Annotated in this window: 26 protein-coding genes; 9 read left to right on the plus strand and 17 right to left on the minus strand. The window is 69.2% G+C overall.

Annotated elements, in window-relative coordinates; all coding sequences use genetic code 11:
* Positions 1-413 precede the first annotated feature (413 nt).
* From FL344_RS32715 to FL344_RS32725, 3 genes are read right to left on the minus strand one after another with little or no spacing between them, the layout of a single operon-like run.
* Complete coding sequence (locus FL344_RS32715; protein WP_141621289.1) at positions 414-2,009, minus strand: hypothetical protein; 1,596 nt, start codon at positions 2,007-2,009, stop codon at positions 414-416.
* Positions 2,006-4,108, minus strand: a complete 2,103-nt coding sequence (locus FL344_RS32720) for a hypothetical protein (RefSeq protein WP_141621290.1) — start codon at positions 4,106-4,108, stop codon at positions 2,006-2,008. Before FL344_RS32720 ends, FL344_RS32715 begins: the two co-directional genes overlap by 4 nt.
* Before the next feature lie 11 nt (positions 4,109-4,119).
* Entirely contained in the window at positions 4,120-4,659 is a 540-nt protein-coding gene (locus FL344_RS32725; RefSeq protein WP_228558529.1) for a peptidoglycan-binding protein, read from the minus strand.
* A 356-nt stretch (positions 4,660-5,015) separates the two neighbouring features.
* Here FL344_RS32725 and FL344_RS32730 point away from each other — a divergent pair, with 356 nt between their 5' ends.
* Positions 5,016-5,909 carry an SMP-30/gluconolactonase/LRE family protein gene (locus FL344_RS32730; RefSeq protein WP_141621291.1) on the plus strand — a complete coding sequence of 298 codons (894 nt, stop codon included), beginning with the start codon at positions 5,016-5,018 and terminating at the stop codon, positions 5,907-5,909.
* 6 nt (positions 5,910-5,915) lie between these two features.
* On the opposite strand, the gene FL344_RS32735 is transcribed toward FL344_RS32730, so the two are convergent.
* From FL344_RS32735 to ccmA, 8 genes are all read right to left on the minus strand, one after another.
* On the minus strand, positions 5,916-7,019 hold the full coding sequence (locus FL344_RS32735) for a zinc ribbon domain-containing protein (RefSeq protein ID WP_228565546.1): 1,104 nt from the start codon (positions 7,017-7,019) through the stop codon (positions 5,916-5,918).
* 96 nt (positions 7,020-7,115) lie between these two features.
* Positions 7,116-7,667 carry a thiol:disulfide interchange protein gene (locus tag FL344_RS32740; RefSeq protein ID WP_011553297.1) on the minus strand — a complete coding sequence of 184 codons (552 nt, stop codon included), beginning with the start codon at positions 7,665-7,667 and terminating at the stop codon, positions 7,116-7,118.
* Entirely contained in the window at positions 7,667-9,688 is a 2,022-nt protein-coding gene (locus FL344_RS32745; RefSeq protein WP_141621293.1) for a heme lyase CcmF/NrfE family subunit, read from the minus strand. The genes FL344_RS32740 and FL344_RS32745 overlap by 1 nt, the downstream gene beginning before the upstream one ends.
* Positions 9,685-10,161, minus strand: coding sequence for a cytochrome c maturation protein CcmE (locus tag FL344_RS32750; protein WP_011553299.1), 477 nt, complete (start codon positions 10,159-10,161; stop codon positions 9,685-9,687). Before FL344_RS32750 ends, FL344_RS32745 begins: the two co-directional genes overlap by 4 nt.
* A 6-nt stretch (positions 10,162-10,167) precedes the next feature.
* Complete coding sequence (locus FL344_RS32755) at positions 10,168-10,356, minus strand: heme exporter protein CcmD (RefSeq protein WP_140791110.1); 189 nt, start codon at positions 10,354-10,356, stop codon at positions 10,168-10,170.
* 2 nt (positions 10,357-10,358) lie between these two features.
* Positions 10,359-11,072 (minus strand): cytochrome c biogenesis protein CcsA, encoded by a 714-nt coding sequence (ccsA, locus tag FL344_RS32760; RefSeq protein WP_141593935.1) that lies wholly within the window; start codon positions 11,070-11,072, stop codon positions 10,359-10,361.
* Positions 11,073-11,075: 3 nt separating this feature from the next.
* Positions 11,076-11,777, minus strand: a complete 702-nt coding sequence (locus FL344_RS32765) for a heme exporter protein CcmB (RefSeq protein WP_141593936.1) — start codon at positions 11,775-11,777, stop codon at positions 11,076-11,078.
* The gene (ccmA, locus tag FL344_RS32770) at positions 11,774-12,433 is read right to left on the minus strand and encodes a heme ABC exporter ATP-binding protein CcmA (RefSeq protein ID WP_141593937.1); all 660 of its coding nucleotides are present in this window, start codon (positions 12,431-12,433) and stop codon (positions 11,774-11,776) included. Before ccmA ends, FL344_RS32765 begins: the two co-directional genes overlap by 4 nt.
* Positions 12,434-12,818: 385 nt before the next feature.
* On the opposite strand from ccmA, the gene exoL reads away from it, so the two are divergent.
* The 5 genes from exoL to exoP all read left to right on the plus strand — a co-directional run bounded on the left by exoL (position 12,819) and on the right by exoP (position 18,379).
* Positions 12,819-13,976 (plus strand): spore coat polysaccharide deacetylase ExoL, encoded by a 1,158-nt coding sequence (gene exoL / locus FL344_RS32775; RefSeq protein ID WP_141621303.1) that lies wholly within the window; start codon positions 12,819-12,821, stop codon positions 13,974-13,976.
* Complete coding sequence (exoM, locus tag FL344_RS32780) at positions 13,973-15,493, plus strand: spore coat polysaccharide flippase ExoM (RefSeq protein WP_141621294.1); 1,521 nt, start codon at positions 13,973-13,975, stop codon at positions 15,491-15,493. Before exoL ends, exoM begins: the two co-directional genes overlap by 4 nt.
* Positions 15,494-15,561: 68 nt before the next feature.
* Positions 15,562-16,080, plus strand: a complete 519-nt coding sequence (locus FL344_RS32785; RefSeq protein WP_141621304.1) for a serine O-acetyltransferase — start codon at positions 15,562-15,564, stop codon at positions 16,078-16,080.
* Between the two features lie 18 nt (positions 16,081-16,098).
* The gene (gene exoO / locus FL344_RS32790; protein WP_141621295.1) at positions 16,099-17,190 is read left to right on the plus strand and encodes a spore coat polysaccharide biosynthesis glycosyltransferase ExoO; all 1,092 of its coding nucleotides are present in this window, start codon (positions 16,099-16,101) and stop codon (positions 17,188-17,190) included.
* A complete protein-coding gene (gene exoP, locus FL344_RS32795; protein WP_141621296.1) occupies positions 17,177-18,379 on the plus strand; it encodes a spore coat polysaccharide biosynthesis glycosyltransferase ExoP in 1,203 nt (400 codons plus the stop codon). The genes exoO and exoP overlap by 14 nt, the downstream gene beginning before the upstream one ends.
* 12 nt (positions 18,380-18,391) lie before the next feature.
* On the opposite strand, the gene FL344_RS32800 is transcribed toward exoP, so the two are convergent.
* Genes FL344_RS32800 through thiS form a run of 6 tightly spaced genes read right to left on the minus strand, consistent with a single transcriptional unit; the run spans position 18,392 to position 23,156 of the window.
* Complete coding sequence (locus FL344_RS32800; protein WP_141621297.1) at positions 18,392-19,570, minus strand: DUF4350 domain-containing protein; 1,179 nt, start codon at positions 19,568-19,570, stop codon at positions 18,392-18,394.
* Positions 19,567-20,460, minus strand: coding sequence for a DUF4129 domain-containing protein (locus FL344_RS32805; RefSeq protein WP_141621298.1), 894 nt, complete (start codon positions 20,458-20,460; stop codon positions 19,567-19,569). The genes FL344_RS32800 and FL344_RS32805 overlap by 4 nt, the downstream gene beginning before the upstream one ends.
* A 21-nt stretch (positions 20,461-20,481) precedes the next feature.
* Complete coding sequence (locus FL344_RS32810) at positions 20,482-21,504, minus strand: hypothetical protein (protein WP_141621299.1); 1,023 nt, start codon at positions 21,502-21,504, stop codon at positions 20,482-20,484.
* Complete coding sequence (locus tag FL344_RS32815) at positions 21,501-22,139, minus strand: thiamine phosphate synthase (protein ID WP_141621300.1); 639 nt, start codon at positions 22,137-22,139, stop codon at positions 21,501-21,503. Before FL344_RS32815 ends, FL344_RS32810 begins: the two co-directional genes overlap by 4 nt.
* 16 nt (positions 22,140-22,155) lie before the next feature.
* Complete coding sequence (locus FL344_RS32820) at positions 22,156-22,941, minus strand: thiazole synthase (RefSeq protein ID WP_090495046.1); 786 nt, start codon at positions 22,939-22,941, stop codon at positions 22,156-22,158.
* Positions 22,942-22,955: 14 nt separating this feature from the next.
* Positions 22,956-23,156 carry a sulfur carrier protein ThiS gene (gene thiS / locus FL344_RS32825; RefSeq protein WP_026114303.1) on the minus strand — a complete coding sequence of 67 codons (201 nt, stop codon included), beginning with the start codon at positions 23,154-23,156 and terminating at the stop codon, positions 22,956-22,958.
* A gap of 289 nt (positions 23,157-23,445) precedes the next feature.
* Here thiS and FL344_RS32830 point away from each other — a divergent pair, with 289 nt between their 5' ends.
* The 3 genes from FL344_RS32830 (at position 23,446) to FL344_RS32840 (ending at position 25,790) form a co-directional block, all read left to right on the plus strand.
* Positions 23,446-23,595, plus strand: coding sequence for a hypothetical protein (locus FL344_RS32830; protein WP_153881190.1), 150 nt, complete (start codon positions 23,446-23,448; stop codon positions 23,593-23,595).
* Between the two features lie 244 nt (positions 23,596-23,839).
* A complete protein-coding gene (locus FL344_RS32835) occupies positions 23,840-24,445 on the plus strand; it encodes a hypothetical protein (protein ID WP_141621301.1) in 606 nt (201 codons plus the stop codon).
* A 211-nt stretch (positions 24,446-24,656) separates the two neighbouring features.
* A complete protein-coding gene (locus FL344_RS32840; RefSeq protein ID WP_141621302.1) occupies positions 24,657-25,790 on the plus strand; it encodes a serine/threonine-protein kinase in 1,134 nt (377 codons plus the stop codon).
* The last annotated feature ends 20 nt before the right edge of the window (positions 25,791-25,810 follow it).

The following is a 25,810-nucleotide window of genomic DNA, read 5'->3' on the forward strand; positions in this document are numbered from 1 at the left end:
GTCATGAGCGTCTCGTGGGCTCGGAGATGTGTATAAGGGACAGTGCCGGGGCAGGTTCGTGAGGAGCAGTTGGGCTCGGTGGATTACGACGTGTGGTGGTGCGAGCCATGCCAGGACGCGGTGGTGGAGCGCTATGGAACGCTCTTCACGCGTCATGTCCGATGCACGAAGTGTCGTTATGTGACCGCGAACAAGACGAGCCGGACGATTCGCAGCGCGACGTATTCCTCTGGTGGAGAAATCGAGGTCACGGTGCGTTGCACGCACTGCCACCACACCGCGACTTCCCGTCACTCGACGCCGAAGCTCACGCGGTCCTCGTCGTCGAGCTCATCCAGTGGGGGCAGCTCTTCGAGCGGCGGGCGTTCGTCGGGCGGTGGCTCGAGTGGGCGCTGGTAGTTCGCGAACGCAGCCTAAAGCCATTCAAACTCAGGGCCCCGAATGGGGTCCGTGGTGAGGATGAACGTGCCCTGGAGCATTTCAATCAACTCCAGTGGGCTCGCCACAGGCTGCTTCGGTGACGAGGGGGGACCTCGTTGCCCCGAATGCATCAACCTCCCGTCTTCCAGGAGAATGGCCCAGCGCACTTCGCCTGCTCTGTCAGAGTGGGGGAGATGGCAGTGTCGCGCCACCGCGGCGCGTGCGCTCGTGGGGAGCTCGGGCAGCGGCGTCATGCTTGGGGGCGCTACGAGCCTTCCGTCGGAACGGAAGCGGACTTCCGCCAGCATGGGCTGTCGAGGGTTCTTCAGCGACGCCGCGACCAGGGCCGCATGGACGTGGCCCGAATCATCAATCCAGACGCCCGGCTCGGAATCAGGAAGCGCGCTCAGTCCTCGGAGGAGCGTGCTCGCGACTCGGCTCAGACGGCCGGCGCTCGTGGCTCGCACGTGTTGGACTTCCAGCCCTCCTGCGGCCTCGCTCACGAGCACGATGCTGATGCCATTTCCCACGGACGCGGGCTGCAGCGTGGCGCGAGCGCTCAGGGGCACGGATGGGAGCCTCACGCGCCCCACTTCCTTTCCAGGGGTGACGTTGGGGGCATCCATGCTCGACTGAAATCGCAGGAGTCGGAGCCCTCTTCCCCCGGCCTCCACGATGGGGACGAAGAGCTCTCCAGCATGTGTCTCCAGGGGCGGACGAATGAGCCTCTCTGGCGGTGTCTCCAGGTCAAAGCGGAAGGGCGCCGTGAGCGTCGCGGGCGGAGCGAGGGCGAGAATCGACGCTCCCTGGCGCCACAGGACCCAGCTCACGGCCTCACCGCCCGGCGCATCGTTCGTCCACGGCGCCAGCGCGTCGGAAGCATCTGGCGCCACCGCTCCCAGGACCTTCGAGGTCCGCCGGGAGACGCCGCGTCCGTCCTCGTCCGTCTCGTCCACGAAGACGGCCTGCATCAGCAGGGTCTGCCCCTCCAGGTGCTGGAGCCACACGGTGCCAACCCCGGAGTACGGCCCACCTCCAATCATCACTCCCGCCGACGCGGAGTTTGGCCGTCCTGTCACGACGTCGAATTCGACCGGCGCGGACACCGTGTCGATACCCGCGGCCTGAAGTCTCGCGGTCAGCCGGTAGCGGCCGGGCTGGCGGATGGGCGCCCATTCCTGGAGCGGCACGACGGACTCGAGCACGCGTCCCGAGCCCAACCGGACCTGGGGCGCGACGACGCCACCGAGCGGCTGCGTGCCCTCACGCTCGATGACTGTGTAGTGATTGACGGCATGGCCCTTCGGGTACTCGGGACCCGTGACGGTGTACGTCAGGGATTGGTCCGAGTGCCGGAAGGGGTCGGGAAACTCCAGGGGCGTGGCGCTCTCGTTGGACAGGGCGATGCGCACGTCCATGTCTTCTGAGGTGACGAGCTGCGCCTTGGACAATCTGAGTTGGATGCGCATGGGCACACCTCCAGAGGGTGGGGACGGTGCCGTCTTGACCTGGGACGGCGTGGGGACGGGGTTCGCCGCCGACAGCGTCAGCACGAGCAGCCACGGCCCGGAGAGGACGGAGGTGCTCATGGCCGCGCGTTCCGGGCACCGTCGTGGTTCAGGGCGTGGGTGTTCCATCCCCGCAGGCGCAGGAGACAGAGCCCACAGAATCGCCGCTCCGTCGTGAAGTCGTAGCCCATCAGGCAGTCCTTCCCGTCGATGTCGTGGCGGTTCGCCTGGGCGCCGCCAATCTCGCGGTGCGCGGGGAAGGGGGCATGCGGCAGGAAGAGCTGGTGCCCGATTTCATGCGCCAGCGTTTGTTCCAGCGAGTTGAAGCTGTTTCGGTAGTTGCCCGGCGCGGCGCACTGGATGACGGCACAGCGGTCCCGCTTGCGCGAGGGGAACTCCGACGCGAAACCGTTCACGCGAATGCCGCCGACCGTCGTCTCCAGGTTGTAGAGCCCGGAGAACTGGAAGAGCGCGATGCCCGCGGCCGTTCCCAGCGCCGAGTCCAGCGCCCGGGTGAGCAGTGCCTTTGCCCAGTCCTTGCACTGCCGGTGGTACTCGCGAGCCTCCAGCAGGGGCAGCCTGCGCGCTCGCGTGGGCGCCAGCCACCGGGGGAGGTCCGCATCGCCGCAGTGCTTCACGCGCTTCACCTCGGCCAGGAACTCCGCGTGGGTGCGGAAGGTGAGCGCGTGGCCGCCTGCGGCGAACTGGTCCACCGCAGGGTCGATGGCCGCCCGGAGCTCCCAGTGCGGGGACGCCGCCACGGCCGCGGCGATGCACGCGTTGTATTCCTGAGCGCACCATCCCGAGACGCCGCCCGTGCGGTCCTCCAGGCGCAGAAAGGCCTGTTTGAAATGGTCCTGCACGGTGGAGAGCGAGAACCCAGAGGCGCTCGTGTCCTTGCACAAGAGGCGGGCGATGTGGACCTCGCGCCAGGATTCGAAGATGCCGGTGGCGGCGCGCACGGCGGCGGGCAGCGGTCCATCATCGTCCACGTCCAGCACCACGCCGCCATCCCTGCGGCGGTCATAGGCAAGCTGCACGGTGACTCGCCAGGCGTCTCCCGCGATGCTGGAGGGCTGGAACACCACGCCCGTGCGTCCCGCGAAAGCCCCTGTGGTCCACGCCTGGCTGTAGGCCGCCCAACCGCGCTTGTTGCAGGGCGTGACGCGGAAGGGGAAGGCGCCGTCACGGGGCTCGGCCTGGGGCGCGTAGCCGGCCTGTCTGGGAAACACCGCCAACGACGGCGCACCGCGCTTGCCGCCCACGTCCCGGTGCGCATTGTCGCCCTTGGGTTGTGACGTCGAACAGTGGCGGTCCAGCGCGTGTTTGAGGAAGGCCTGGGCCGTGGGGGCATGGTGTTCGATGGCCTCTGTCTCGTCCTCCCAGTCCCAGAGGAAGCGCACGCGGCCCAGGGCCTTCGGCGCATCTACCCGGTTGCCGCGTGAGTCCTTCAGCCAGGCTCGGGCGAACAGTGGAATCTCCGGTCCGTGACCCCAGTGCTTGCGGTGGAGTTGGTGGTCCGTGTCATCGGACATCTCCGACGGCTTTGTCTTGAAGACGTTCCCGACCATCCGGATTTCGGCCTTCTCGCCGGGCGCGGGGAGCCGCTTCAAAGACTGGGTCAGCTCACGGTCGCGTGGTCGTGAGAGCACCCGAGGCTCACCCAGCTCCAGGTCAACGCCCGCCACCAGGACATGGAAGAACGTCCACGCCACGGGGGCCTGCGCCAGTCCACTGCCTTGGAGCGTCAGCTTCAGCTTGTACGGCGAGTGCTCCACCGTGACGACACCATCCGGGAAGGTCTCCGACTTGGGCACGCGGCCATCCCATGCCCACCGGTGCTCGCCTTGGAGGAGCTCCTCGCGGCTCAGCTCGCGCGACCACAGCGGCGCCTTGCGGTAGCGCGTGAAGAGCTCCAGCTTTCCGGCGCGCACCAGCCCGCCTGTATTGAGCAGGCGCCACGTCAACTCCACCGGCTCGACTTCGGGCGCGAAGTGGAAGCCGTCATCACCCCCTGTCAGCGCGGGGAAGGGCACGGGGCGGTGGCAGCGGGATTGGGGACCTCCAGGGCTGCGGAGCCGGAAGTCCGCGACGCCATGACTGGCGGGGCGGAGGCGGTTGCGGTTGCGTCCTCCGGGCGCAGCGAGGGCGACACTGGCCGTCAGTGAGATGCGTGCCATGGGGGGTGGCCTCAGGCGTCGTGCAGGCGGATGAGCTCGCGGGAGATGTCCGCGAGCTGTCCCGTTTCCGGCAGGCCATGGCGGCGTTGGAACGCTCGCACGGCGGACTTCGTCGAGGCTCCAGGCGACCCGCGCTCACCTTCAATGGCGTAGCCCAGGTTGTGCAACCGCTCCTGCGCGGCCCGGAGGGCGTCGGACTCGAATCCCGGGAGCGATTGGAGTTGCAGCGCCCAGCGGAGCGTCACCGGCTCGGACGCGGCGGCGGGCGTGGCGTCCGGAAAGTCCTCATCGGTGACGGCGGGTGGGTAGGGCGGTGGCGCGCCCTTGGCGGCGGCGGGAGGCGCGCTCCGGCGGGGCGGTGGCGCTGGCGGCTTGGACAGCTTCACCAGCAACTCACCCGCGGCGAGGCCCGGGACTTCGTGGCTCAGCGAGCCATCCGCCGCCGTCCTGCCGCAGTGCTCGGTGCGGCCGACCGTGAGCACGTACTCCGTATCCGCGTAGGGCACTTCCTGTGGATCCAACAGGACCAGGTGCAGCCGTCGCTGCTTCAAGATGAAGGTACTGGTGTTTCCTGTCCGGATTGGTGCCGTCCTCGGACTGACCATGCCGCGCTCCCCCCGTGCCTGGATTCGCGATGGTGTCTGTGCATCGTTGAAGGCGTGCCCAAGGTACGGGAACCCGGAGCGCCCTCTATCACCGGAAGTTCTGGGATAACCCTGTTCTGTGCGTCGGGTTAACGGACCTCAACCTGGTGGGTCAGTCAGAGGACGCATGCATGGCCAGCCGGGCGAGCCGGAGTGATCGCTGCGTGACGAGGCCATGTCCGCCGCCGCGTGCATGCCCGGCGCGTGCGGTGTGCCTATTTTGGCCACGGACGTTGAGTCTCGCTTTCTTGGAGGAGCCACGCATGCGCACCACGGACGTTGCCAGGCACGACGAAGCCAGGTGCATCTGGCCCGCACGAGCCGTGCTCGGCGAGGGCCCCTTCTGGGTGGCCACCGAGGGCGCGCTCTACTGGCTCGACATCCCGGGCCGCAAGGTGCACCGGCTGGAGCTCCAGAGCGGTGCCCAGGCGAGCTGGGACACCCCTTTGCGTATCGCCTCGCTCGCGCCCCGGCGGAGTGGAGGCTTCATCGCGGGGACGGAGCGGGGACTGGCCTTCTACGAGCCCCGGAGCGCGCGCCTGGAGCGGCTGCTGGACCCGGAGCCTGAGCACCCCCACAACCGTTGCAATGACGGGAAGGTGGACCCGCAAGGCCGCTTCTGGGTGGGCACCATGGATGACCACGAGGAGGCGCCCACCGGCGGGCTCTACCGGTTCGACGCGCAGGGACACCTCGCTCGAATCGATCAGGGCTACACCGTGACGAACGGCCCCGCCTTCAGCCCCGATGGGCGGACCCTCTATGTGAACGACTCGCCCCGGCGCGTCACCTACGCCTTCGACCTGAGCCCGGACGGCGCGGTCTCTGGTCGCCGGGAGTTCCTCCGCTTCGACGAGCCCCACGGCTTCCCCGATGGAATGACAGCCGACGCGGAGGGCGGATTGTGGATTGCCTTCTACGGAGGGGGCTGCGTGCGCCGCTTCTCTCCGGACGGCGCGTGGCTGGCCGAGTACCGGCTGCCCGTGGCGAAGACGACCAGTGTCGCCTTCGCCGGGGACGCGTTGGACCGGCTGTTCGTCACCACCGGGCGGGATGGGCTCAGCGCGGAGGAGCTCGAGGCCCAGCCGCTGGCCGGTGGCCTCTTCGAGCTGACACCGGGCGTCCGCGGCGTCGCGCCGGTGCCCTTCGCGGGCTGACCCGGCTCAGCCTTCCTCTTCGACGGCTTCTTCGTACTGGCCCGGGGGCAGCTCGGCGGCGCGAGCCGCGCGCAGGTGCTGCACCGCGAGGAATCCCACCGCGCCCAGGCCGAAGACGAAGACGAAGGGCCCGGGGAGCAGGCGCATGTTGAGCCCCGCGAACGCGAGCGACAGGGCCACCGCGCCCGCGGGCAGGTAGCACGTCCAGGACGGACGCTCCACCTCCGGCCGCAGCGCCAGCAGGGCGAGCACGGCCAGCAGCGCCAGCTCCACCACCACCGACGCCGGCAAATCCCAGCCCCGCAGATGGGTGACGCCGCCACCGTAGCTGTAGAGCATGTCGTCGGTGGGCCGCTGCGTGGCGATGACGCGCAGCTCGGGCGGGCCCTGGGGCACCGGCGCGTTGTCCGGCAGGCCCAGGTCCAGCTTCACCGTGCCCCACGGCGCGAACAGCGCCAGCAGGCACACCGCCACGCCACCCAGGCCCACCAACTGCGGCATCGCCAGGAGCTGCCGGGGCTCGAAGTACGCGCCCACGCCGTCCTCTCCCGCGATGACCTTGCGGTACTGGTCATGGGCCACCAGCCCCACGCCCGCCACCATCAGGAGCGGCAGCACGCCCAGGCTGAGTGAGCGCAGCGCCAGCGCCCCCATCACCGCGGTGGCGGCGGCGGCGGCCTCCGGCGTCATCAGCACCGCGGGCATTCGCTCGGTGAAGCCAGGCGACTGCTCCGCGGCGCGCAGCTCGCGTGCGACCAGCACCGTGCCACTCACCACCGCCAGCAGCGTCCCGAGGAGGCCCACGCCAGAGGAGGAGAGCAGGGCGGACAGGAAGACGGCGCAGCCCACCACGATGACGCCCAGCACCGTGGGCGAGTGGGCCGGCACATGCGCCAGCCACTTCGGCCCGTCGTAGGCCGGGGCGGACTGGCCCGGGTCCGTCTTGTCCTCGGGCGGAAGCTCGGGCGCGTCACCCACGACATAGGGCCGTGAGTGCTCATCCGCCTCCTCGAGAATGTCCGCCGCATAGGCGGGCTCCGCCAGGTCTCGCTGGGGCCGCGAGGGGCGGAGCGCGACCCGGGTGCCCGTTCCCTTGGGCAGCTCGGGCATGGTCGCCCCGCAGTTCTCGCAGTACCGCAACCGGGAATTGGAGTCTTCACCACACTCCAGGCACCGCATACCGCCACCTCATTGGGACGACAGGGGCTACTTCCGCGCGGCCTCGGTGGGGGCGGAGGGCGTGGACAGCTCCTGGATGCGCAGGGCCAGCGTCTGCGGGTCGATAGGGCCCACATGCTTGCCCCGGATGATGCCGTTGGGGTCGATGAAGTACGTCTCCGGCACGCCCGCCACGCCGTAGTCCAGCGCCATCCGCGAACGCGGATCCACCAGCTGCGGGAAGCTGGCGCCGTACTGCTGGAGGAAGCCGCGCGCGTTGTCGTCGGTGTCCTGGAACACCACGCCCAGGAACACCGCCTGCGAGCCGTACTGCCGCGCGCCCCACTCCAGCACGGGGTGTTCGACGCGGCAGGGGCCGCACCAGGACGCCCAGAAGTTGATGACCACCGGCCGGCCCTTCAGGTCCGCCAGGCTCACCTTCTCTCCGCTGTCCAGCGCGCGCAGCCCGAAGTCCGGGGCCGGCTTGCCCTTCATCATGAAGGGGACTTCGTGCGGGTTGCGCCCGAAGCCCTTGAACAACACGAAGAGCAGGCCCGCGCAGAGGACCACGAAGCCCAGCGTGTAGCGCCAGCCCTTCATCAGGCGGCCCCTCGCTCGGCGTCACCACCCGTGAGGGGGGAGGCGCCCACCGCCGGCGCGCCCGCCATGGCCATGGCAGTCTTCCGGCGCGGCCACAGCGCGATGAGGGTGCCCAGCACCAGCAGGGGGATGCTCCACCAGATCCACCCGACGAGCGGGAAGACCCAGATGTTGATGCTCGCCGTGCCGGCCTGCTCGGAGAAGGCCATCAGCGACACGTAGAGGTCCTCGGCCGGCGTCTCCCGGACACCGGGGGTGCCAATGGGGTCCGTGCTGCGCTCGTAGTAGTTGAGCCGCGGCTTCAGTTCGGAGACCTTGCCGCCCGGGGACGTCACTTCAATGCGCGCCGCCACGTAGGTGCGGTGGGGCTCCTCGCCGCTGACCAGGCCCAGGTACTTCATCTGGTAGCCGCCCAGCTCGATGACCTGCCCCTTCTTCAGCGTGCCGGAGGTGTGCTTCACGTACGCGGAGGACGCGGCCACCGCGACGATGATGAGCACGATGCCCAGGTGCACCACGTAGCCGCCGAAGCGACGCTGGGCCTTGAGCGCGCTGGTGGTCAGCGCGGCGACGAAGCCTTCCTTGCGCTCGGACATGCGCACCCGCACCGGCGCCACCAACTCCCGCACGGTGATGACGGTGACGAAGCCCGCCAGCCCGAAGGTCATCAGCGGGTACACGCCGCGCAGGCCCGCCGCGAAGCACGCCGCCGTCACCACCAGCCCCACCACGGAGGGGATGATGAACTGCCGGCGCAGCGTGGCCGGATCCGGCTTACCCCAGGGGAGCACCGGGCCCACGCCCATCAGGAAGAGCACCGCGATTCCGCCCGGCACCGCCATCTTGTTGAAGTACGGCTCGCCCACGCTCACGCGCACGCCGCGGACCGCCTCGGAGATGAGCGGGTACAGCGTGCCCAGCAGCACCGTGAAGGTGATGGCGACGAACACCAGGTTGTTCACCAGGATGCTCGCCTCGCGAGACAGCGGCGAGGCCAGCTGGCCTTCCGGCACCAGCAGCGGACCGCGCACCGCCAGCAGGCCCACGCACAGCACCAGCAGGAAGCCCAGGAACACCAGGAAGGTGGGCCCGATGTCGGACTGGGTGAACGAGTGCACCGAGTTGAAGATGCCCGAGCGCGTCATGAACGTGCCCAGGATGGTGAGCACGAAGGACGCGAGCGCGAGGCTGAGCGTCCACAGCTTCAGCATCCGCTTGCGCTCCTGCACCATGGTGGAGTGCATGAACGCCGTCGCCGTCAGCCAGGGCAGGAAGGACGCGTTCTCCACCGGATCCCACGCCCAGTAGCCGCCCCAGCCCAGCACGGCATAGGCCCACCAGGCGCCCAGGATGATGCCAATGGACAGGAAGAGCCACGCCACCAGCGTCCAGCGCCGCAGGGGCGCCATCCACGCTTCGCCAATCTCGCCGCGCAGCAGGCCCGCCACCGCGACGCCGAAGGGCACCGTCATGCCGACGTAGCCCAGGTAGAGCATGGGCGGGTGGATGACCATCAGGATGTGGTTCTGCAGCAGCGGGTTGGGGCCGGGGCCGTCCGCTGGCACTGGGGACACCGCGCCCCAGGGGTTGGCCGGGCCCGCGATGAGGAAGGCGAAGAAGACGCCCACCGCCAGCATGGTGCCCAGCGCCAGTTGCATGTACCGCGCGTGCTCGCGCCGGTGGATGTAGGCGAAGACGGCGATGTAGCCGCCCATGATGAGGCCCCAGAAGAGGATGGACCCCTCCAGGGCGCTCCACAGCGAGACGATGGTGTAGACCAGCGGCGTGGCCCGGCTGCCCACCTGCGCCACGTAGCGCACGCTGAAGTCGTGCGTGACGAGCGCGTGGATCATCACCAGGTTGGAGCCGACCATGCATGCGGCGAAGCCCCACACCGCGCGCAGCACCCACGGGAAGCCTGCGTCACTTCGACGCAGGCCGCTCACCAGGCCCACGAGCGCTCCGAAGGTCGCGAACGCGAGCCCTCCGAGCACGAGGCCGTAGCCAACGGTTCCGTTCACTTCGCACCCATGGCGGTGGCGTCGGAGAGCGTCTCCTGCCACTGACGAGGATCCTCACCCTCCTTGGGGGCGCGGTACTCGTTGGAGTGGTTCACCATCAGCCGGTTGGAGCTGAAGACGCCGGACTTGTCGTAGGTGCCTTCCACGACGACGCCAATCTTGTCGCGGAACATCTGCGGCGGCGTCTCCGTCGCGCGGACCAGCACGCTGGGCGCGCCTTCCTTGACGTCATCCGCCACGCGGAATTGCAGGGTGGTGTGCTCGGCGTTCCACTGGATGCTGCCCGCCTCCACCACGCCACCCAGGCGGATGGTGGCCGAGTACGCCTTGTCACCCTGGCCCAGCATCTCCGACGGGCTCCAGTAGTAGACGAGGTTCTCACCGATGTTGCCGAAGGCCACGAATCCCAGGCCGGCCCCCGCGACGAGCAGGGCCCCCAGGGCAATCAGACGGTTGCGAGCGACGGGGGACATGGCGACTCACTCCTTGGCGTCGGTGGGGGCTTTGGGCCGACGAACCCACAGGGACACAGCGTAGAGAACGAGCATGGCGACTGTAATGCCGTAGCAGGCCCAGACATAGCCCCAGCCGCCAACGATGCGGCCGCTGCCCACCTGTCCGGGCGCCGCCGCGAGGAGCCACAGCATCTGCGTGGAAAGCGTCATCATGTTCAGGCCACCCTCGTGGAGTTGGCGCCACCCGCGGCGGCGAGGTCCGACGGCAGCGCATCCGGGAGGGCCACCTCCGCCTGGCGCTCGGCCAGGGCCTGGCGGTAGCGCAGCACCAGGAACCAGATGGTGAGGAACAGCATGCCGAAGGCCGACACGCGCAGGGCCAGCGTCATCTCCGGGTCCACCGTCTTCGGCGTGGACTGCACCTGGTGCAGGCTGCGCCACCAGCGCACGGAGAACCAGACGATGGGCAGGTTGATGGCGCCGATGATGGCCACCACCGAACTCCACGTGGCGCGCTTCTCCGGATCCTCCACGAAGCGCCGCAGCACCAGGTAGCCGGTGTACGTCACCAGCATGATGGCCTGCGAGGTCAGGCGCGGGTCCCATGACCAGTAGACGCCCCAGGTCGGCCGGCCCCAGATGGCGCCGGTAATCATCCCCGCGGTGCCCAGCACCAGGCCAATCTCCGCGGATGCCTCGGCGGCGGCATCCAGCTTCCAGCTCGCCTTCATGAGGTAGCTGATGGCCACCACGAAGTTGATGGCCATGGCCACCATGGCCACCCACTGGAGCGGGACGTGGACGTACATGATGCGCTGCACGTCACCCATCTCACGGTCAGGCGGTGCCCACGCCAGTCCCAGCCACCACCCCGCGGCGAGAACGACCAGCGCCAGCGCCGGCAGGCCCCACTTGATGAACTTTCCCATCCGTCAGTCCTCGATGATCCGCGGGAACAGCAAGAAGCCTACGCCCCAATAAATCAGATTGAATCCGCCTAAAAGCCCCGCCCATGAGTCAAACTGACGCATGGGGTCTCCCTGAAGTACGAGCGTGGTCGCCTTGGCCGCGGAGAGGAGGGCTGGGATGACCAGCGGGAACAATAGCAACGGCAGGAGCACATCCCGTGCCCGGGCATTGCTCGAAATCGCGGCGTAGACGGTTCCTGGGGCGCTCAAGGCCAGGCTGCCGAGCAGGAGGATGAGCCCCAGGTCCGCCATGCTGGTGACGATGCGCACCCCGTAAAGGGCCACCATGACGGGCACCAGCAGGACGCCCAGGGCCGTCAGCAGCAGGGTGTTGCCCAGGGCCTTGGATAGGAAGATGGCGCGGGCGTCGGCGGGGGCCAGCCGGATGCCGTCCATGCACGCGTTCTCCGACTCGACGCGGAACGACTCGCCCAGGGCGAGCACGCTGGCGAAGAGGATGGCCAACCAGAAGTAGCCGCCGGCGTTCTTCTCCAGCAGCTTCGTGTCGGGGCCCAGCGCGAAGGAGAACATCAGCAGCGTGGCCAGCGCGAAGAAGATGATGGCGTTGAGGCGCGCGCGGGTGCGCCACTCGATGAGCAGGTCCTTGCGCAGCAGCGCGAGGGTCGCCGTCAAAAGGCCAATGGGGCGGGGACGCGAGGTGCTCATGCCGCCACCGCCCGCCCTTCCTGCAGGTGAAGGCGTTCTTCACACAGCGTCAGGCCTTGCTCGATGAGGTGGGTGGCCAGGATGACGGTGACGCCGCTGGTCTTGAGCTCCGCGATGATGGCCTCCATGTCGCGGATGCCCGCGGGGTCCAGCTCGCCGAAGGGCTCGTCGAGCAGCGCGATGGACGGCGCCTTGAGCAACAGGCGGGCAATCGCCAGGCGCTTGCGCATGCCGGCGCTGAAGCTGCGGACCGGGCTGTCGGAGCGGCGGCTGAGCCCCACCCGGGTCAGCTCGTCGCTGGCGGCGTCCGCGGGCGAGGGCAGTCCCAGGAGCCGGGCCAGCACCGTGAGGTTCTGGTGCGCGGTGAGGTCCTCGTAGAGGAAGCTGGCGTGCGACAGCAGCGCCACGTCACGGCGCACCGCGTCGCGCTCCACCACTGCGTCGCGGCCGAGCACTTCCACCCGGCCCGCGGTGGGGCTCAGGGCGGTGGCCAGCAGGCGCAACAGGGTCGTCTTCCCGGAACCATTGTGGCCGGTGAGCAGCAGCGAGCGTCCGGCGGGGAGCGCGTACGTGAGACGCGCCAGGGCCCACCGGCGGCCATACCGCTTGCTGACGTCATGCAGGGCAAGCGCGGGGGCGGCGGAGAGGGGAAGCATCGGCGGGGGCGTTCGTATCCGGAAACCAGAACGTCCACCAGTGAAACCCAAGATGGTGGCCTGGACGGAGAAAGGGCGAGCCCGTCGGGAGGAAAGGTTTTCCTCCCCATGTGGTCGGAGGTGCCCGCCGGGGGGCTCCGGGGTTCCACTGAGGGGAACGTCCACTGCTCACCACGCGACCCGTTCGGACGGCTGGCCCTCTCGACTGCCCGGTCCAGGGTGCCCAACCTCCCTCCTGGCACCTCCCCTGCAACGGTGCGCGGGCATGCGAGGCGGACTCAGCTGATCCGCGCGGAGGGCGTGAATGGCGACGGGCAAGGTGTTGCGTAGAGCGGTCAAGGCGGCGGCGGCGGGGATGATCCATTACAGCGGAATGCGGCGGGCAATGGCCGCGTATCGGCGCTCCCAGTCTGGCGGGAGGCGCATCCTCATCGTGAGCTACCACCGCGTGGTGAGCGACTTCACCGGGGAGCTGCAGCGCTCGATTCCCGGGCTGCTCATCTCCCAGGAGACCTTCCGCCGGCACCTGGAGGAGGCGCACGCGGCGGGCTTCGAGCTGGCCTCCATCGGTGACGCGGTGGATGTCATGAATGGCCGCCGGGTGGCGAAGAAGGACTTGTGCGTCGTCACGTTCGACGACGGCTACCGCGACGTCTACCGGTACGCCTATCCGGTGCTCAAGGAGATGGGCGTTCCGGCCATCACCTACCTGCCCACGGCGTTCATCAGCACCGACAAGCGCTTCAACCACGACCGGCTGTTCCACCTGCTGCGCCGGGTCCAGGAGCGCCGCTTCCGGCCGCTCTACGACTCGCTGCCCGCGCCCGCGCTGCAACTGCTGGGGCCCATCCTCTCCGGGCAGAAGACGGTGTCGGCGTCGCTGGACGACTTCATCGGCGAGCACCCCACGCGCGTGCTGACGGAGATCATCGATGCGCTGGAGCAGCAGCTCGGCGGCGGCGCGGACCTGGTGCCGGAGCAGGGCGACATCATGAACTGGGACGAGGTGCGTCGCATGGCGCGCGACGGCTTCGAGTTCGGCGCGCACACGCTGGGCCACACGGTGCTGACGCTGGAGCCGCAGGAGGTGGTGGAGCGCGAAATCCTGGAGTCCAAGCGCGCCATCGAGCGCGAGGTGGGCATCACCGTGCGCGACTTCGCCTACTGCAACGGCTGGTACTCGGACGAGGTCATCCGCGTGCTGTCGGCCAACGGCTTCCGTTCCGGTGTCACCACGGAGGACCTGCCCAATCGCATTGGCGGTGACCCGTTCACCCTCAAGCGCAAGGTGCTGTGGGAGAACTTCAGCCTGGGCATGCTCGGCGACTATTCGTCGGCGCTCACCGGCTGCCAGTTGGATGACTGCTTCGGGGTGCTGGGCATGAGCAGCCCGGTGCCGGGAAAGCGCCCCCATTTCATCAGCGCCCCCTCCGTGGGAAACCAGTTGAGCAGTGCCCCGGTGCGGGTGAGCCCCAAGCCAGCGACCAGTAACGAAATCGTGGTGGGTCCGGAGACCGCCACGACCATCCAGGAGGCTCCGTGAGCGGAGGTTCCACGTCGGCCGCGTCCGAGGGCTCGTTCCTCGGGCGCGCCGGCCCCTTGGTGTTGGCCCGGCTGTTCACCGCCGGGCTGACGCTGTCCATTCCCCTCGTGCTCGCCCGGGTGCTGAACCTGGACGACTACGGGACGTACTACCAGCTGTTCCTCATCGCCACGACGCTCTACTACGTCTTGCCGTTCGGCGTGGTGCAGAGCCTCTACTACTTCCTGCCTCGCGCGGACGCGAAGCGGCCCTTCCTGGGGCAGACGCTGCTGTTCATGTCCGCCATGGGCCTGGTGGGCGCGGGAGCGGTGTGGGCGCTGCTCGGGTATGTGGCGGGCTGGTTCTCCAATCCCGCGCTGGCCGAGTACCGCCTGCCGCTGGCCGCGTACACCGCCTTTCTGCTGGGGAGCTTCCCGCTGGAGGTGTCCCTCACCTCGCAGGGCCGCACGAAGGCGTCCGCGGTCGTGTACTTGATATCGGACGCGGTGCGGGCCTCGGTGATGGTGGTGCCGCCACTCCTGGGCGCCTCGCTCTACGGGATGATGATGGCGGTGGCGGCCTTCGCGGCGCTTCGCTACCTGGCGACGTGGGTGGTGTCGCTGCGCGGCGCCACCGGACCACTGGTGGACCGCCAGCGCTTCCGCGAGCAACTGACCTACGCGGCGCCCTTCGGCGCGGCGATGCTCTTGGCCATTCCCCAGCAGAACGCGCACCTGTATGCGGTGGCGGGCGCGGTGGCGCCGGCGCTGTACGCGCTCTATCGCGTCGGCTGCTTCCAGCTGCCGGTGGTGGACCTCTTGTACACGCCCACCAGCGAGGTGCTGATGGTGCGGCTGGGCGAGCTGGAGCGCGAGGGCCGCCTGGAAGAGGGCGTGGAGGCCTTCCGCGAAGCGGCCGGGAAGCTGGCCTACTTCTTCCTGCCTTTCGCGGCGTTCCTCTTCTCGGCGGCGCCGGAGTTCATCGGGGCGATGTTCGGTGAGAAGTTCCTGCCCGCGGTGCCCGTCTTCCGCATCAGCGTGCTGGGTGTGGTGCTCTCCATCCTCCCCATGGACGGGACGCTGCGCGCCCGGGGGCAGACGCGGGCCATCTTCGCCTCCTACGCGGTGAAGGCGGCGGTGACGGTGCCGCTGGTGTGGTTGGGGGTGAAGCACTTCGGGCTGATGGGCGGCATCGGCTCGTGGGCGGTGGCGGAGGTGGTGGGCAAGGCCATGCTGCTGGCCCGGGTGCCCGCGGCGCTGTCCACGCCGGAGCGGAAGCTGGGCGTGGCGGACGTGATTCCCTGGCAGTCGTTGGGCAAGGCCACGCTGGCGGCGTGCGCGGCGGCGGCGGCGGTGTTCGTCCTGCGGGCTGGTGCCCACGGGGCCTGGGCGCACCTGCCCACGGGCTTCCTGTGGCGCGTGCTGCCTCTGGCGGTGGCCGGGGCACTGTTCTTCATCGGATACCTGGTGGTGCTGCACTTCACGGGGGTGCGACCGCTCAGCCTGATCGCGGGGCTGCGAGCCCGAAGGGCGGGGTAGCGCACTTCCCTCCCTGCGGGGCGGTACCTAGTTTGGTGCGGGTTGGAACAAGGGGATTGGGAGGCGTGATGGGTGTCGACGCGATGACGTTGTACCGGCTCGCGCGCGGGCTGAAGAAGCGGGGCGTGCCCCTGCTGCCAGCCGTCCTGCGCAAGGCCATCTACTATCTGCACAGTTCATACATCCCCGAGGACGCGGAGATCGGCGAGGGGACACAACTGGGCTACGGCGGCATTGGCGTGGTCATCCACAAGGCCTCGCGGATTGGACGCAACTGCCTCATCTCGCAGCAGGTGACCATCGGCGGGCGCTCGGGCATCGAGGGTGCTCCCGTCATCGGTGACTACGTGCGCATGGGCGCGGGCGCGAAGATCCTGGGCAACATCCACATCGGTGACTTCGCCGTCATTGGCGCCAACGCGGTGGTGGTGAAGGACGTGGCTCCGGGCACGGTGGTGGCCGGGGTGCCCGCGCGGGTCATCCGGCAGGACCCGGATCCGCTCGGGACGTACCAGCGCGAGATGGGGGAGCTGCCGCCCCGTGTGTCGCTGGTGTCCGTGCCGTCGTCTTCCACGCTGCGCCAGTAGTCCGCGGGAGTCACATCGATGCGCGTGCTCCTCGTCGGGGATTACCCGCCGCCGCATGGTGGCGTCGCGGTTCATGTTCAACAACTTCATGGCTACCTGCGCGGCTGCGGGGTCGACGTGAAGGTGCTCGATATCGGGAAGGGGGGCCGGCCGGCTCCGGATGTCATCCCGGCTCGCGGCGCCGCACCGTTCGCCCTGTGGCTCGCGCGGCACGTCGCCACCGGGTGGACGATTCACGTCCACACCAGTGGCAACAACCCGAAGTCCTGGGTGCTGGCGGGGATGGTGGGAAGCCTGCCTGGGCCGAAGTCTCCCCGGGTCATCACGCTCCACTCGGGACTGCTGCCGGACTACCTCGCCGAGTCCGACGCGCGTCGGAACTTCGCGCGCGTGGCGCTTGCGGGCTACTCGCGGGTGGTCGCCGTGTCCGACGCCGTGAAGTCCGCGCTGGTGGGCTGCGGCGTGCCCGCGGAGAAGATCGACGTGCTCCCGGCCTTCTGCGCCTCGCAGGTGCGGCCGGGGCCCGTTCCATCAGCGGCGGAGGCCGCGCGCTCCCGGCGGCGGGTGCTGCTGTCCATGGCGCACCATCCGTCGCCCGTCTACGGGCGTGCGTTGATGTTCAAGGCCCTGCGCGAGCTGGCGCAGACGTGGCCGGACGTGGGCCTGGCGCTCTTCGGTCCGGGCCTGGACTCCGAGGCGTTCATCCGCGATGTCCGCGAAGCGCGCGTAGCGGGCCACCTGGAGGTGCTGGGGGAGCTCGAGCACTCCGCTGCGTTGGGGCTCATCGCGCGCAGCGACGCTTTCGTGCGGCCCACCACACATGACGGGGACTCCATCTCCGTGCGCGAGGCGCTGACGCTGGGAGTGCCCTGCGTGGCCAGCGATGTCTGCATCCGGCCCGAGCCCACTCGCGTGTTCGCCGCGGGCAATGCCGGAGAGCTGGCGCGGGTGATTCGCGAGGCCGTGGCGGCAGGGCCCATGCATGTGCCCCAGGTGGATGCGGGGCCGGAGCTGCTCTCGCTGTACGGGGAGCTGTCCTCCAACAACGGTTTGAAGTCGCCACACGAACAAGGTTCAGGCCTGGGGGAGACGAGACATGCGGCGCAGTGATGAGCTGGACCTCGCGCGCAGGGCATTGCGCGGACGTGACCTGGTGGTGTTCTCCAACGACTGGGATGGGGACCCGCTGTCGAAGGTCCACATCATGCGGATTCTCTCCCGGGAGAACCGCATCCTCTGGGTGAACAGCATCGGCAACCGCGCGCCGAAGGCCAACGCGCATGACGTGAAGCGCATCTTCGACAAGCTGGGCCGCTTCACCGAAGGCGTCCGCGAGGTGGAGCCCAACATCCACGTCCTGTCGCCGCTGGCCATTCCCTTCTATGGCTCGGAGCTGGTGCGCGGCGCCAACCGGCAGCTGCTGAGGCTCCAAGTGCTGCGGGCGATGAAGAAGCTGGGCTTCCAGAAGCCCATCTCCTGGAGCTTCCTGCCCGCGTCCGCGCCGGTGTCCGGCACGCTGGGCGAGGAATTCGTCATCTACCACTGTGTGGACGAGTTCGCCGCCTTCAGCGACACCAATGGCCGCCACATCGCGGAGCTGGAGGAGCGGCTGCTCAAGCGCGCCGACCTCTGCATCACCTCCGCCGAGCGGCTGCGTGAGAACAAGGCCCGCGTCAATCCGCGCACGGTGCTGGTGCGGCATGGCACCGACTTCACCCACTTCGTGAAGGCGTGCGACCCGGCCACGACGATTCCGGCGGACATCGCCCGTCTGCCCAAGCCCATCATCGGCTTCTTCGGGCTGGTGGCGGACTGGGTGGACCAGGAGGCCATCATCGCCACGGCCCGCGCCCACCCGGAAGGCTCGGTGGTCATCATCGGCAAGACGACGCCGGACTGTGATGACTCCGCGCTGCGCGCCGAGCCGAACATCCACATGCTGGGCCGCAAGCCGTACGCGGACCTGCCCGGCTACAGCAAGGCATTCGACGTGGCGCTGATGCCGTTCAAGGTCAGCGAGCTGACGCTCAACGCGAATCCGCTCAAGGTGCGTGAGTACCTGGCGTCCGGCCTGTCCGTGGTGTCCACGGACCTGCCGGAGGTCCGCAAGGTGGGGCTCTGCAAGATTGCCAAGGACACCGAGGACTTCGTGCGCAAGGTGGACGAGTGTCTGGCGGACAGACCCGGTCCGAACCGCGAGCGCGCCGAGCGCATCTTCGGCGAGAGCTGGGACGCGCGCGTGGATGAGATTCGCCACCACGTGGGCGCGGCGCTCATGGCGGACGGCAAGGCGCTCTGACGTACCGCCCGCCTAGGCGCGGGCTTCGCGGCCCGCCAGCGCCCGCTCCAGGTGGGCGTAGCGGCGGGCCACCCGCGCGTAGTCCGCCGGTGCCACGGTGGGCTGCGCGTGGGTCCGCGTGAGGTCGGCCTTCGCCTCCAGGTACTCGGTGGCGGAGACGCCTCCGTCCTGTTCCATCAGGCGCGCTGCGTCCTCGTCCGACAGGCCCAAGGGGATGCCCAGGCGCTCCTGCATCTGCTGGCGCAGGGCCTGGTCCAGCTCGGGTAGCAGCTCCTTCTCCACCTTCGCGCGGCGCATCAGCCAGCCCATGCTGCGCACGTACTCCAGCGCGGACCGGTGGCGCTCCACGCGCAGCGGGCGCGGCGCTCCGAAGCGTGTGCCTCGCGACACGACGTAGAGCAGACCCACCGCCAGCACCTGCGCCGTGAAGACCCAGATGCCACGGGAGAAGGGGGGCGGCGGCGCGAGCTGGTGGTGGTACTCGTCGAACAGCAGGGGCCCGCGGGCAGCCAGCGCTTCCCAGAAGCGCAGGTTGTCCAGCAGCTCCAGGCGCCGGTTCTCCAGCAGGTCGGAGCCAGCCAGCACGTACACCTCGCCCTTGCCCATGGCCCTGCGCCACACCGCCACCGCGCCGCCCATGCCGGCGACGGGCACGGCGTCATCGTGGCCCATGCGCAGGCCCCGGTCCTGGGAGACTCGAAGCTGGGAGAGTCCGTGGAGGGGACCCACGGGCAGCCATACATCCACGGTGGTTCCGCCCACGTCGGACAGCGTCGAGTCCAGGCCGCGGCTGCTGGCGGGTAGCATCAGCCCGGACTCCAGATGCAGCCATCCCTCGAGCGCCGCTTGATGTTTCCCCAGCTCGCGGGGCGACAGGTACACGAGCGTCCCGCCTTCCTGGACGAAGCGTTCCAGCTCGGTGACTTCTTCCGTCGTCACGGGCCGACCCTCGGGCGCCGCGAGCACCAGGGTGCGCGTGTCAGGGGGAATGGCTTCGAGCGGCGTCAGCAGCGTGTCCACGGCGCGGCCCCCCTCGCGTAGGTACAGATAGAGCGCGCGAGCCCCCTGCGGCGCCGTGTTCTCCACAGTGGGCACCGGTGAGTCAGGCGCGTCCGTGCGCGTGGACAGGCCCACCGCCAGGGCCAGCGCGATGAGCACTCCGAAGAAGACGACGGCCCGGGTGTTCGTCACCGTGCGCCCTCCGTGGCCAGGGTTCCATTCAGCGACTCGACCTCGGTGACGAAGCGGGCGGCTTCCTCCGGCGCCACCGGCGCGAGCGAATAGAAGGTCCGGTCGTACCAGCCCATCAGCCGCTCCACCTCGCGCACCAGCGCCGTGGACGCGCCGCGGCCGGGCAGCTCCGCCGCCAGCTCACGGTTCGTTCGCACACGGTCTGGCCGGGCCAGCCGCTGCTCCTCCAGTGAGGACAGCAGGCTCAACAACCCTTCCCGGATGGCTTCGCGTGCATCCGTGGAGATCGCCGCCCGGGCCCTGCGCAGGTGTTCGGCCGGAGAGTCCAGGACCAACGGCTCCGCGTTCGCTGCGGAGGAGGCGGAGACATGCGCTGCCTTGCGTCCACGCCGCGCGCGGAGCCGGAGCACGCTCCACAGGATGAGCGCGAGCGCCAGCCCCAGCATCACCGCGCGAGTGGCCACCGCGAAGCCCTGGGCTTCCCTGGATTCGAAGAGGCCCTCCAGCCACGCCGTCACCTCCCGCATGATGCGCTTCAACGCATCGCCGTGCCGCTGGCGCGCGCGGGCGAACTCGGGCCGGTCGAGGATGGCCTCCAGCCGCTCGGGTTCTGTCGGTGGGGGCGGGACGGCGCTGGGGCTGTTCGCCAACGCCTGGACGTCGCAGGCCTCCTTCAGGAATCGCGCGATCTGCTCCGCGCGCTCGGGGGCGGTGTCCCCGTCCTGGGCGGGAGGCAGCGGGATTCCGCCCAGGCGTGCTGACAGCGTGCTCACTTCATCGGCGAATCCGGCTTGGCGGTGTTCGGCCGTCTCGCGCAGGTCCAGCGTGATGTCCTCGCGCTCGGCGCAGGGCAGGGAGGCCAGTAGCAGGAGGAGGGGCAGGCTCGGCACGGTGGAGTCCCGGGGGCGCCGTCAAATGGCGGGCGTCATCGTGTTGAGCTGGTGCTCCAGGTCCAGGGCTTCGCGGCGCACGCGCATGTCCAGGTAGAAGAGCGCGCAGAAGACGAAGTTGATGGGCGTGAAGAAGGACTGCGCCACCGTCTGTAGCAGCTCTACCGGGATGAGCAGCAGCTGCGGCGTGCGGGCCATGGTCCCCGGGTCGAAGGGGCTGCCGTAGGGCATCATCGCCAGCCACGAGGGCAACCCGGAGACGAGCTGGACGGAGATGAGGATGAGACTCACCACGGTGAAGAGAATCATCGCCCGCACCATCACCCGTCCCATGAAGCCCGGCTCCACGCGGCCCGACAGGAGCTGACCGGAGCGCCGGAACGTCTCCCAGGCGCCCAGGTCCTCCATGGCCAGCACCGGGGGCACCAGCAGGAAGCGCAGCATGTACCAGAGCGCCGCGGCCAGCAGTCCCAGGCTCGCGAGCAACGCACCGACCACGCCCAGCACGACGGCCAGGGTGTTGGAACCCGAGGTCACTCCGACGGCGATGCCGATGACCGCGAGGATGAGCCCGGGCAGCATGAGCGCCATCGTCACCAGCGTGGACCAGCCGAGCGACAGCAGGTACACCCCGGTCAGCGTGCCCAGCCGCGAGAAGCTCCGGCGCAGTGCATCCGCGGGACGGACCGGCTCTCCCAACTGGGAGGTGAGGACGTAGCGGGACGCGGCCAGGGTGGCCAGCCAGTACGTCCAGACGAGGAACAGGAACAGGCCCATCCACAGCGCGATGGTGATGCTCGCTTGCGGCAGCATGACCGCCGGGTCCAGCTGGGCGCGCGACTCCGCGTCTCCCGTGTAGAGCAGTGGCGCCACCCGTTGGCCAATCACCAACGTGGCCTTGGTCGCGATGTAGTTCACCAGCGTGAAGCCGAAGCTCAGCAGGAAGAGGGGCTTCAGGTGGGAGCGCCAGAAGGTGGCGGCACGGTCAATCATCTCCCCCATGGCGAGGGGGCGCAGCGCGGCGGCAGCGGGAGTGGAGCTCACGGGGTGCGCAGCATATCCCGCCCGGCGCACGCGGCCAGCAGGCTCCGAGCCGCCGCCGTCGGGTCGTCGGCCTCCAGGACGGACGAGATGACCGCGAAGCCCGCCGCGTCCGGCAGCGTCATCGCGCGCGCGGGGGTGATTCCGCCCAGGGCCAGCGCGGGGCAGGGCAACGCCGCGGCCAGGGCGCTGAACCCCTCCGGCCCGAGGGAAGGCCGTGTGTCTCCCGGCTTGGAACCGGGAGCGAACACCGGGCTCACCAAGGCGAGGTCCGCGCCTCGGGCCGCATGGGCCTCCGCCACGTCATGCACGGCGGCGCTGATCCACCTCTCGGCGGGAAGGTGCGGGCGGACGTCCACGGAGGAGGGGCCATGGGCGGGAAGGTGGACATGGGCGCCGACGAGCAGCGCCACGTCGACACGCCCATTGATGAAGAGCGGGTTGCCACGTGGGTGGCACAACGCGGCCAGTTCCCGCGCCTCGTCGAGGAAGCAGCGCCCGGTGGCCTCGGGGTGGCGGTGCTGGACGGCCACCTCGGGCCCGGCGTCGAGCGCCCGGGCGAGCGCCCACCTCAGCCGTTCGGGCGGTAGGCGCCAGTCGGTGATGACGACGAGCCGGGGAAGGGTGGAAGGCACCACCGTGCGCCCCCGGCCGTCAGTGGTGGACGAGCCCGTCAATCGGGCTGGACGCGGAGCCGTAGGCCTTTCGCGGGATGCGGCCCGCCAGGTACGCGTCGCGGCCGGCCTCCACCGCCTTCTTCATGGCCACGGCCATGCGCACCGGGTCCTGCGCGCCGGCGATGGCGGTGTTCATCAGCACCGCCTCCACGCCCAACTCCATGGCGATGGCCGCGTCGGACGCCGTACCCACGCCCGCGTCCACGATGACGGGGACCTTCACCGTCTCCAGGATGAGGCGGATGTTGTGCGGATTGCGGATGCCCAGGCCGCTGCCGATGGGCGCCGCCAGCGGCATCACGGCCGCGCAGCCCGCGTCCTCCAGCTTGCGGGCGGTGATGGGGTCGTCGCTGGTGTAGGGCAGCACGGTGAAGCCCTCCTTCACCAGGATGCGGGCCGCCTTCACCGTCTCCTCGACGTCCGGGTAGAGCGTCTTCTCGTCGCCGAGCACCTCGAGCTTCACCCACTTGCTCATGCCCAGTTCCTCGGCGAGCCGGCAGGTGCGGACCGCGTCATCCGCCGTGTAGCAGAGCGCCGTGTTGGGGAGCAGGCGCAGGCGGTTGCGGTCAATCCAGTTCATCAGCGACGCCTCGCCCGTGGCCTTGAGGTCCAGGCGGCGCACGGCCACGGTCACCATCTCCGTGCCGGAGGACTCGTGGCAGCGCTGCATGATGTCGTGGCTGGGATACTTCCCCGTGCCGAGGATGAGCCGGGAGCTGAACGTCACTCCGGCGATGGTGAAAGGCTTGTCCTGGATGCTCATGTGCGGACTCCTGGCTAGCCGCCGCCGACGAAGGTGACGATTTCCACGCGGTCTCCCGCCTGGAGGTGGTGTTCGGGGTGGCGGGCGCGGCGCACCACCTCCGCGTTCACTTCCACGGCGACGCCGGGGCCGCCCACTTGAAGCGACTCCAGCAGCGCCGAAAGGGTGGTGCCTTCCGGCACCTCGTGCGTCTCTCCGTTGACCCAGACCTGCATGGCCTCACGGCTCCTTGCGACGACGGGACCTGGGCACGCACTACAAGGGTGACTCCGCGCTGTCAACGCGCTCGCAGGCCCGTACGCCCACTACCGTCACCGGTATACTCAGGGGCGTGCTCGTTCGTTGGACGGCGGGGCGGATGTGGGCAGCGCCTCCCAGGATGACGTAGGTGGGGTGCGACACGGACGGAGGGAATTGAGATACCGACCACACGCCCCATGAAGAGACTTCTCGCGAGCGCATCCTTCTCCATCTGCGTGGCCATGGCGTGCAGGCGCGCACGCGATGGCGGCGCGAATCCAGGCGCGCGCGTACGTGTTCCAGGACATGCCGCCGCCGGGGAGTCCGGTACCCATTCCGACGGCACAGGAGCGCGAGCGCATCGCGCGGTGGGCGCGAGAAGGCGTGCCGCTGTGCGTGGACGGCGGCCTCTAGCCGTTCTTGCGGCTGGGCCCGGTATCTCCGTTTTCTGCCCTTGTTCCCTGGTAGGGCAGGCAGGCGGCCATGCGCCCCGTGGTCCGCCGTGCGCCCCTAAGGCATCCGTGTGCGCCAGACAACCCCTGTTCAAGGGAGGGGGGAGCACCCAGTTTCTGCCCAACGCCGGGGGAAACGCTCTCTCGGCCGCAAGTGAGTGAGGGGGAAACCTTCTCCCAATTCCACGTGAAAGGAGCAGGAACAAATGCGCAAGCTCATGATGGCGGTCACTGCGGTTGCGGGTATGTCGTTGGTCGTCACTGGCTGCAGCAAGCGCGACAACGTCGAGTCGCAGCGCCAGGACGTCGCCGAGGCTCAGGCGGAGGCGCAGCAGGAGACGGCGGAGATTCGTCAGGACGCACGGGAGGACATCGCCAGCACGCAAATGGAGGCCCAGGAGGACATCGCTGGGACGCAGCGTGAGGCCGCCGATGAGATCGCCAGCGCGCAGCAGGACGTCCAGGACGAGCGCCAGGACCTGGCCGAGGCCGAGGCTGATCGCCGGACGGACCTGAATGACGACATGGCCCTGGGTGGCTCCGGCGCGGCGGGCGCCACCGCTGCCGCGAGCAGCGTCAGCGGTCGCGTGCTCTCCACCGGCAACGATGAGCTGACCGTGGTCGACACCAGTAACAACAAGCAGCTCGAGCTGAAGACGAACGACCAGACGCGCATCCTGCACAACAACCAGCCGCTGAAGCTGGATGACATTGAAGAGGGTGCCCAGGTCCGCGCCTCGTATGTCCGTGACGGCAAGGACATGGTGGTGCGCGAGCTGACCGTGACGCAGCCGGTGCAGAAGAAGAAGTAGTCAACGCGTCGAGCGCAGCGGGCGGCTCGTTTCCTCACGGACCGCTCAGAGACGGCCTCCGCTTCGTCGGGGGCCGTTTCCTTTTTTCCCTGAATCCGTGCTGGGAGGTTGGAAGGGTGTGTCGGACGTGGGTGGTAGGAGGGATGCGTGAGGTTTTCTCACGCCTTCCCAACCCAGGGGAGGACTTCCTGCCCAGGAGGCATCACCCGAGATGTCCACTCACCCCCCAGAGCCGCCCGCTTCAAAGCCATTCATTCTCTTCACCACCGGGGCCACGGCGTATGAGTTGATCCGCTACCTCGGGGCACGGGGCTCCGGAGAGCTGCTGCTCGCCCGGCGGCACTATGCGGGCGTCCCCGGCGACCTCGTGCTCATCAAACGTTTGCAGGACGTCGGAGACGCGCAGGGGCGTGCGCGCCTGCGCGAAGAGGTCAAGCTGCTGATGCGGCTCAGCCACCCGGCCATCGTGCAGGTGTTCCTGGTGCGGGTGCATGAAGGATTACCCCACCTGGTCATGGAGCACGTGGACGGAAAGTCCCTGGAGACGCTCATCAGCTACGCGGCGCTGCGGCGCCGGCCCTTCTCGGAAGCGTTCGCCGCCTACGTGGGCGCGGAAGTGGCGGATGCGCTGCACCATGCCCATACGCTGGAAGACGCCCGGGGCCGTCCATTGGGCATCGTCCACCGGGATGTGTCGCCGCGGAGTTTGCGTCTGGACGCGCGAGGTCATGTGAAGCTGTCTGACTTCGCCATGGCCTGGGCGAAACTGCCGGGGCGCATCGTCACGGAGACCCATGTCGTCCGGGGCGACCTGGCCTACGCCTCACCGGAAGCGCTGGCGCGAATGCCGCTGGACGGCCGCGCCGACCTGTTCTCCTTGGGCGTAGTGCTGCTGGAGGTGCTCACCGGCTTGCACCTGTTGGATCTGGAGGACGTGGAGCGGGCCGCGCTTGCCGCGGGGCCGCTGCCTGACGCGGAGGTGCTGCTGGCGGAGGTGCCCAGCTGGCTGCCCGCGCCCTTGATGGCCGCGCGCATGGCGTGTCTGGCTCCGGCGCATGTGGAACGCGCCACCCAGGGATTGTCCTCAGCCATGCGGGCCATCCTCGGCCGGCTTTTGCGCCGGGAGCCCTCAGCGCGCTTCCAGTCCGGCCAGGAACTGGCGGACGCCCTGCGCGCCGTGTTGGCCGGTCAGGGGTACGCCTACGGACCGACCGAAGCCATGCGGGAGGCCACCCAGGTCCGCCGCGACGCCCGCTGCCGCCGGCAGATGGCGGATGTGCTGCGCTGGGAGGACTCCGTACGTCCAGAGGCCCCGCCGCGCACGACATCCGGGTCGGGGGCTTGAGTGACGGCGGGGGCACAGGG

This window comes from Myxococcus sp. AB036A (assembly GCF_006547355.1).
Classification (GTDB): Bacteria; Myxococcota; Myxococcia; order Myxococcales; family Myxococcaceae; genus Myxococcus; species Myxococcus virescens.

Coding starts and splice junctions, on each gene's coding strand:
- FL344_RS32715 (WP_141621289.1), bottom strand. CDS start 2,009: ATGAGCACCTCCGTCCTCTCCGGGCCGTGGCTGCTCGTGCTGACGCTG.
- FL344_RS32720 (WP_141621290.1), bottom strand. CDS start 4,108: ATGGCACGCATCTCACTGACGGCCAGTGTCGCCCTCGCTGCGCCCGGA.
- FL344_RS32730 (WP_141621291.1), top strand. CDS start 5,016: ATGCGCACCACGGACGTTGCCAGGCACGACGAAGCCAGGTGCATCTGG.
- FL344_RS32735 (WP_228565546.1), bottom strand. CDS start 7,019: ATGCCCGAGCTGCCCAAGGGAACGGGCACCCGGGTCGCGCTCCGCCCC.
- FL344_RS32740 (WP_011553297.1), bottom strand. CDS start 7,667: ATGAAGGGCTGGCGCTACACGCTGGGCTTCGTGGTCCTCTGCGCGGGC.
- FL344_RS32750 (WP_011553299.1), bottom strand. CDS start 10,161: ATGTCCCCCGTCGCTCGCAACCGTCTGATTGCCCTGGGGGCCCTGCTC.
- FL344_RS32755 (WP_140791110.1), bottom strand. CDS start 10,356: ATGATGACGCTTTCCACGCAGATGCTGTGGCTCCTCGCGGCGGCGCCC.
- ccsA (WP_141593935.1), bottom strand. CDS start 11,072: ATGGGAAAGTTCATCAAGTGGGGCCTGCCGGCGCTGGCGCTGGTCGTT.
- FL344_RS32765 (WP_141593936.1), bottom strand. CDS start 11,777: ATGAGCACCTCGCGTCCCCGCCCCATTGGCCTTTTGACGGCGACCCTC.
- ccmA (WP_141593937.1), bottom strand. CDS start 12,433: ATGCTTCCCCTCTCCGCCGCCCCCGCGCTTGCCCTGCATGACGTCAGC.
- exoL (WP_141621303.1), top strand. CDS start 12,819: ATGGCCGCGTATCGGCGCTCCCAGTCTGGCGGGAGGCGCATCCTCATC.
- FL344_RS32785 (WP_141621304.1), top strand. CDS start 15,562: ATGGGTGTCGACGCGATGACGTTGTACCGGCTCGCGCGCGGGCTGAAG.
- exoO (WP_141621295.1), top strand. CDS start 16,099: ATGCGCGTGCTCCTCGTCGGGGATTACCCGCCGCCGCATGGTGGCGTC.
- exoP (WP_141621296.1), top strand. CDS start 17,177: ATGCGGCGCAGTGATGAGCTGGACCTCGCGCGCAGGGCATTGCGCGGA.
- FL344_RS32820 (WP_090495046.1), bottom strand. CDS start 22,941: ATGAGCATCCAGGACAAGCCTTTCACCATCGCCGGAGTGACGTTCAGC.
- thiS (WP_026114303.1), bottom strand. CDS start 23,156: ATGCAGGTCTGGGTCAACGGAGAGACGCACGAGGTGCCGGAAGGCACC.
- FL344_RS32830 (WP_153881190.1), top strand. CDS start 23,446: ATGGCGGCGCGAATCCAGGCGCGCGCGTACGTGTTCCAGGACATGCCG.
- FL344_RS32835 (WP_141621301.1), top strand. CDS start 23,840: ATGCGCAAGCTCATGATGGCGGTCACTGCGGTTGCGGGTATGTCGTTG.
- FL344_RS32840 (WP_141621302.1), top strand. CDS start 24,657: ATGTCCACTCACCCCCCAGAGCCGCCCGCTTCAAAGCCATTCATTCTC.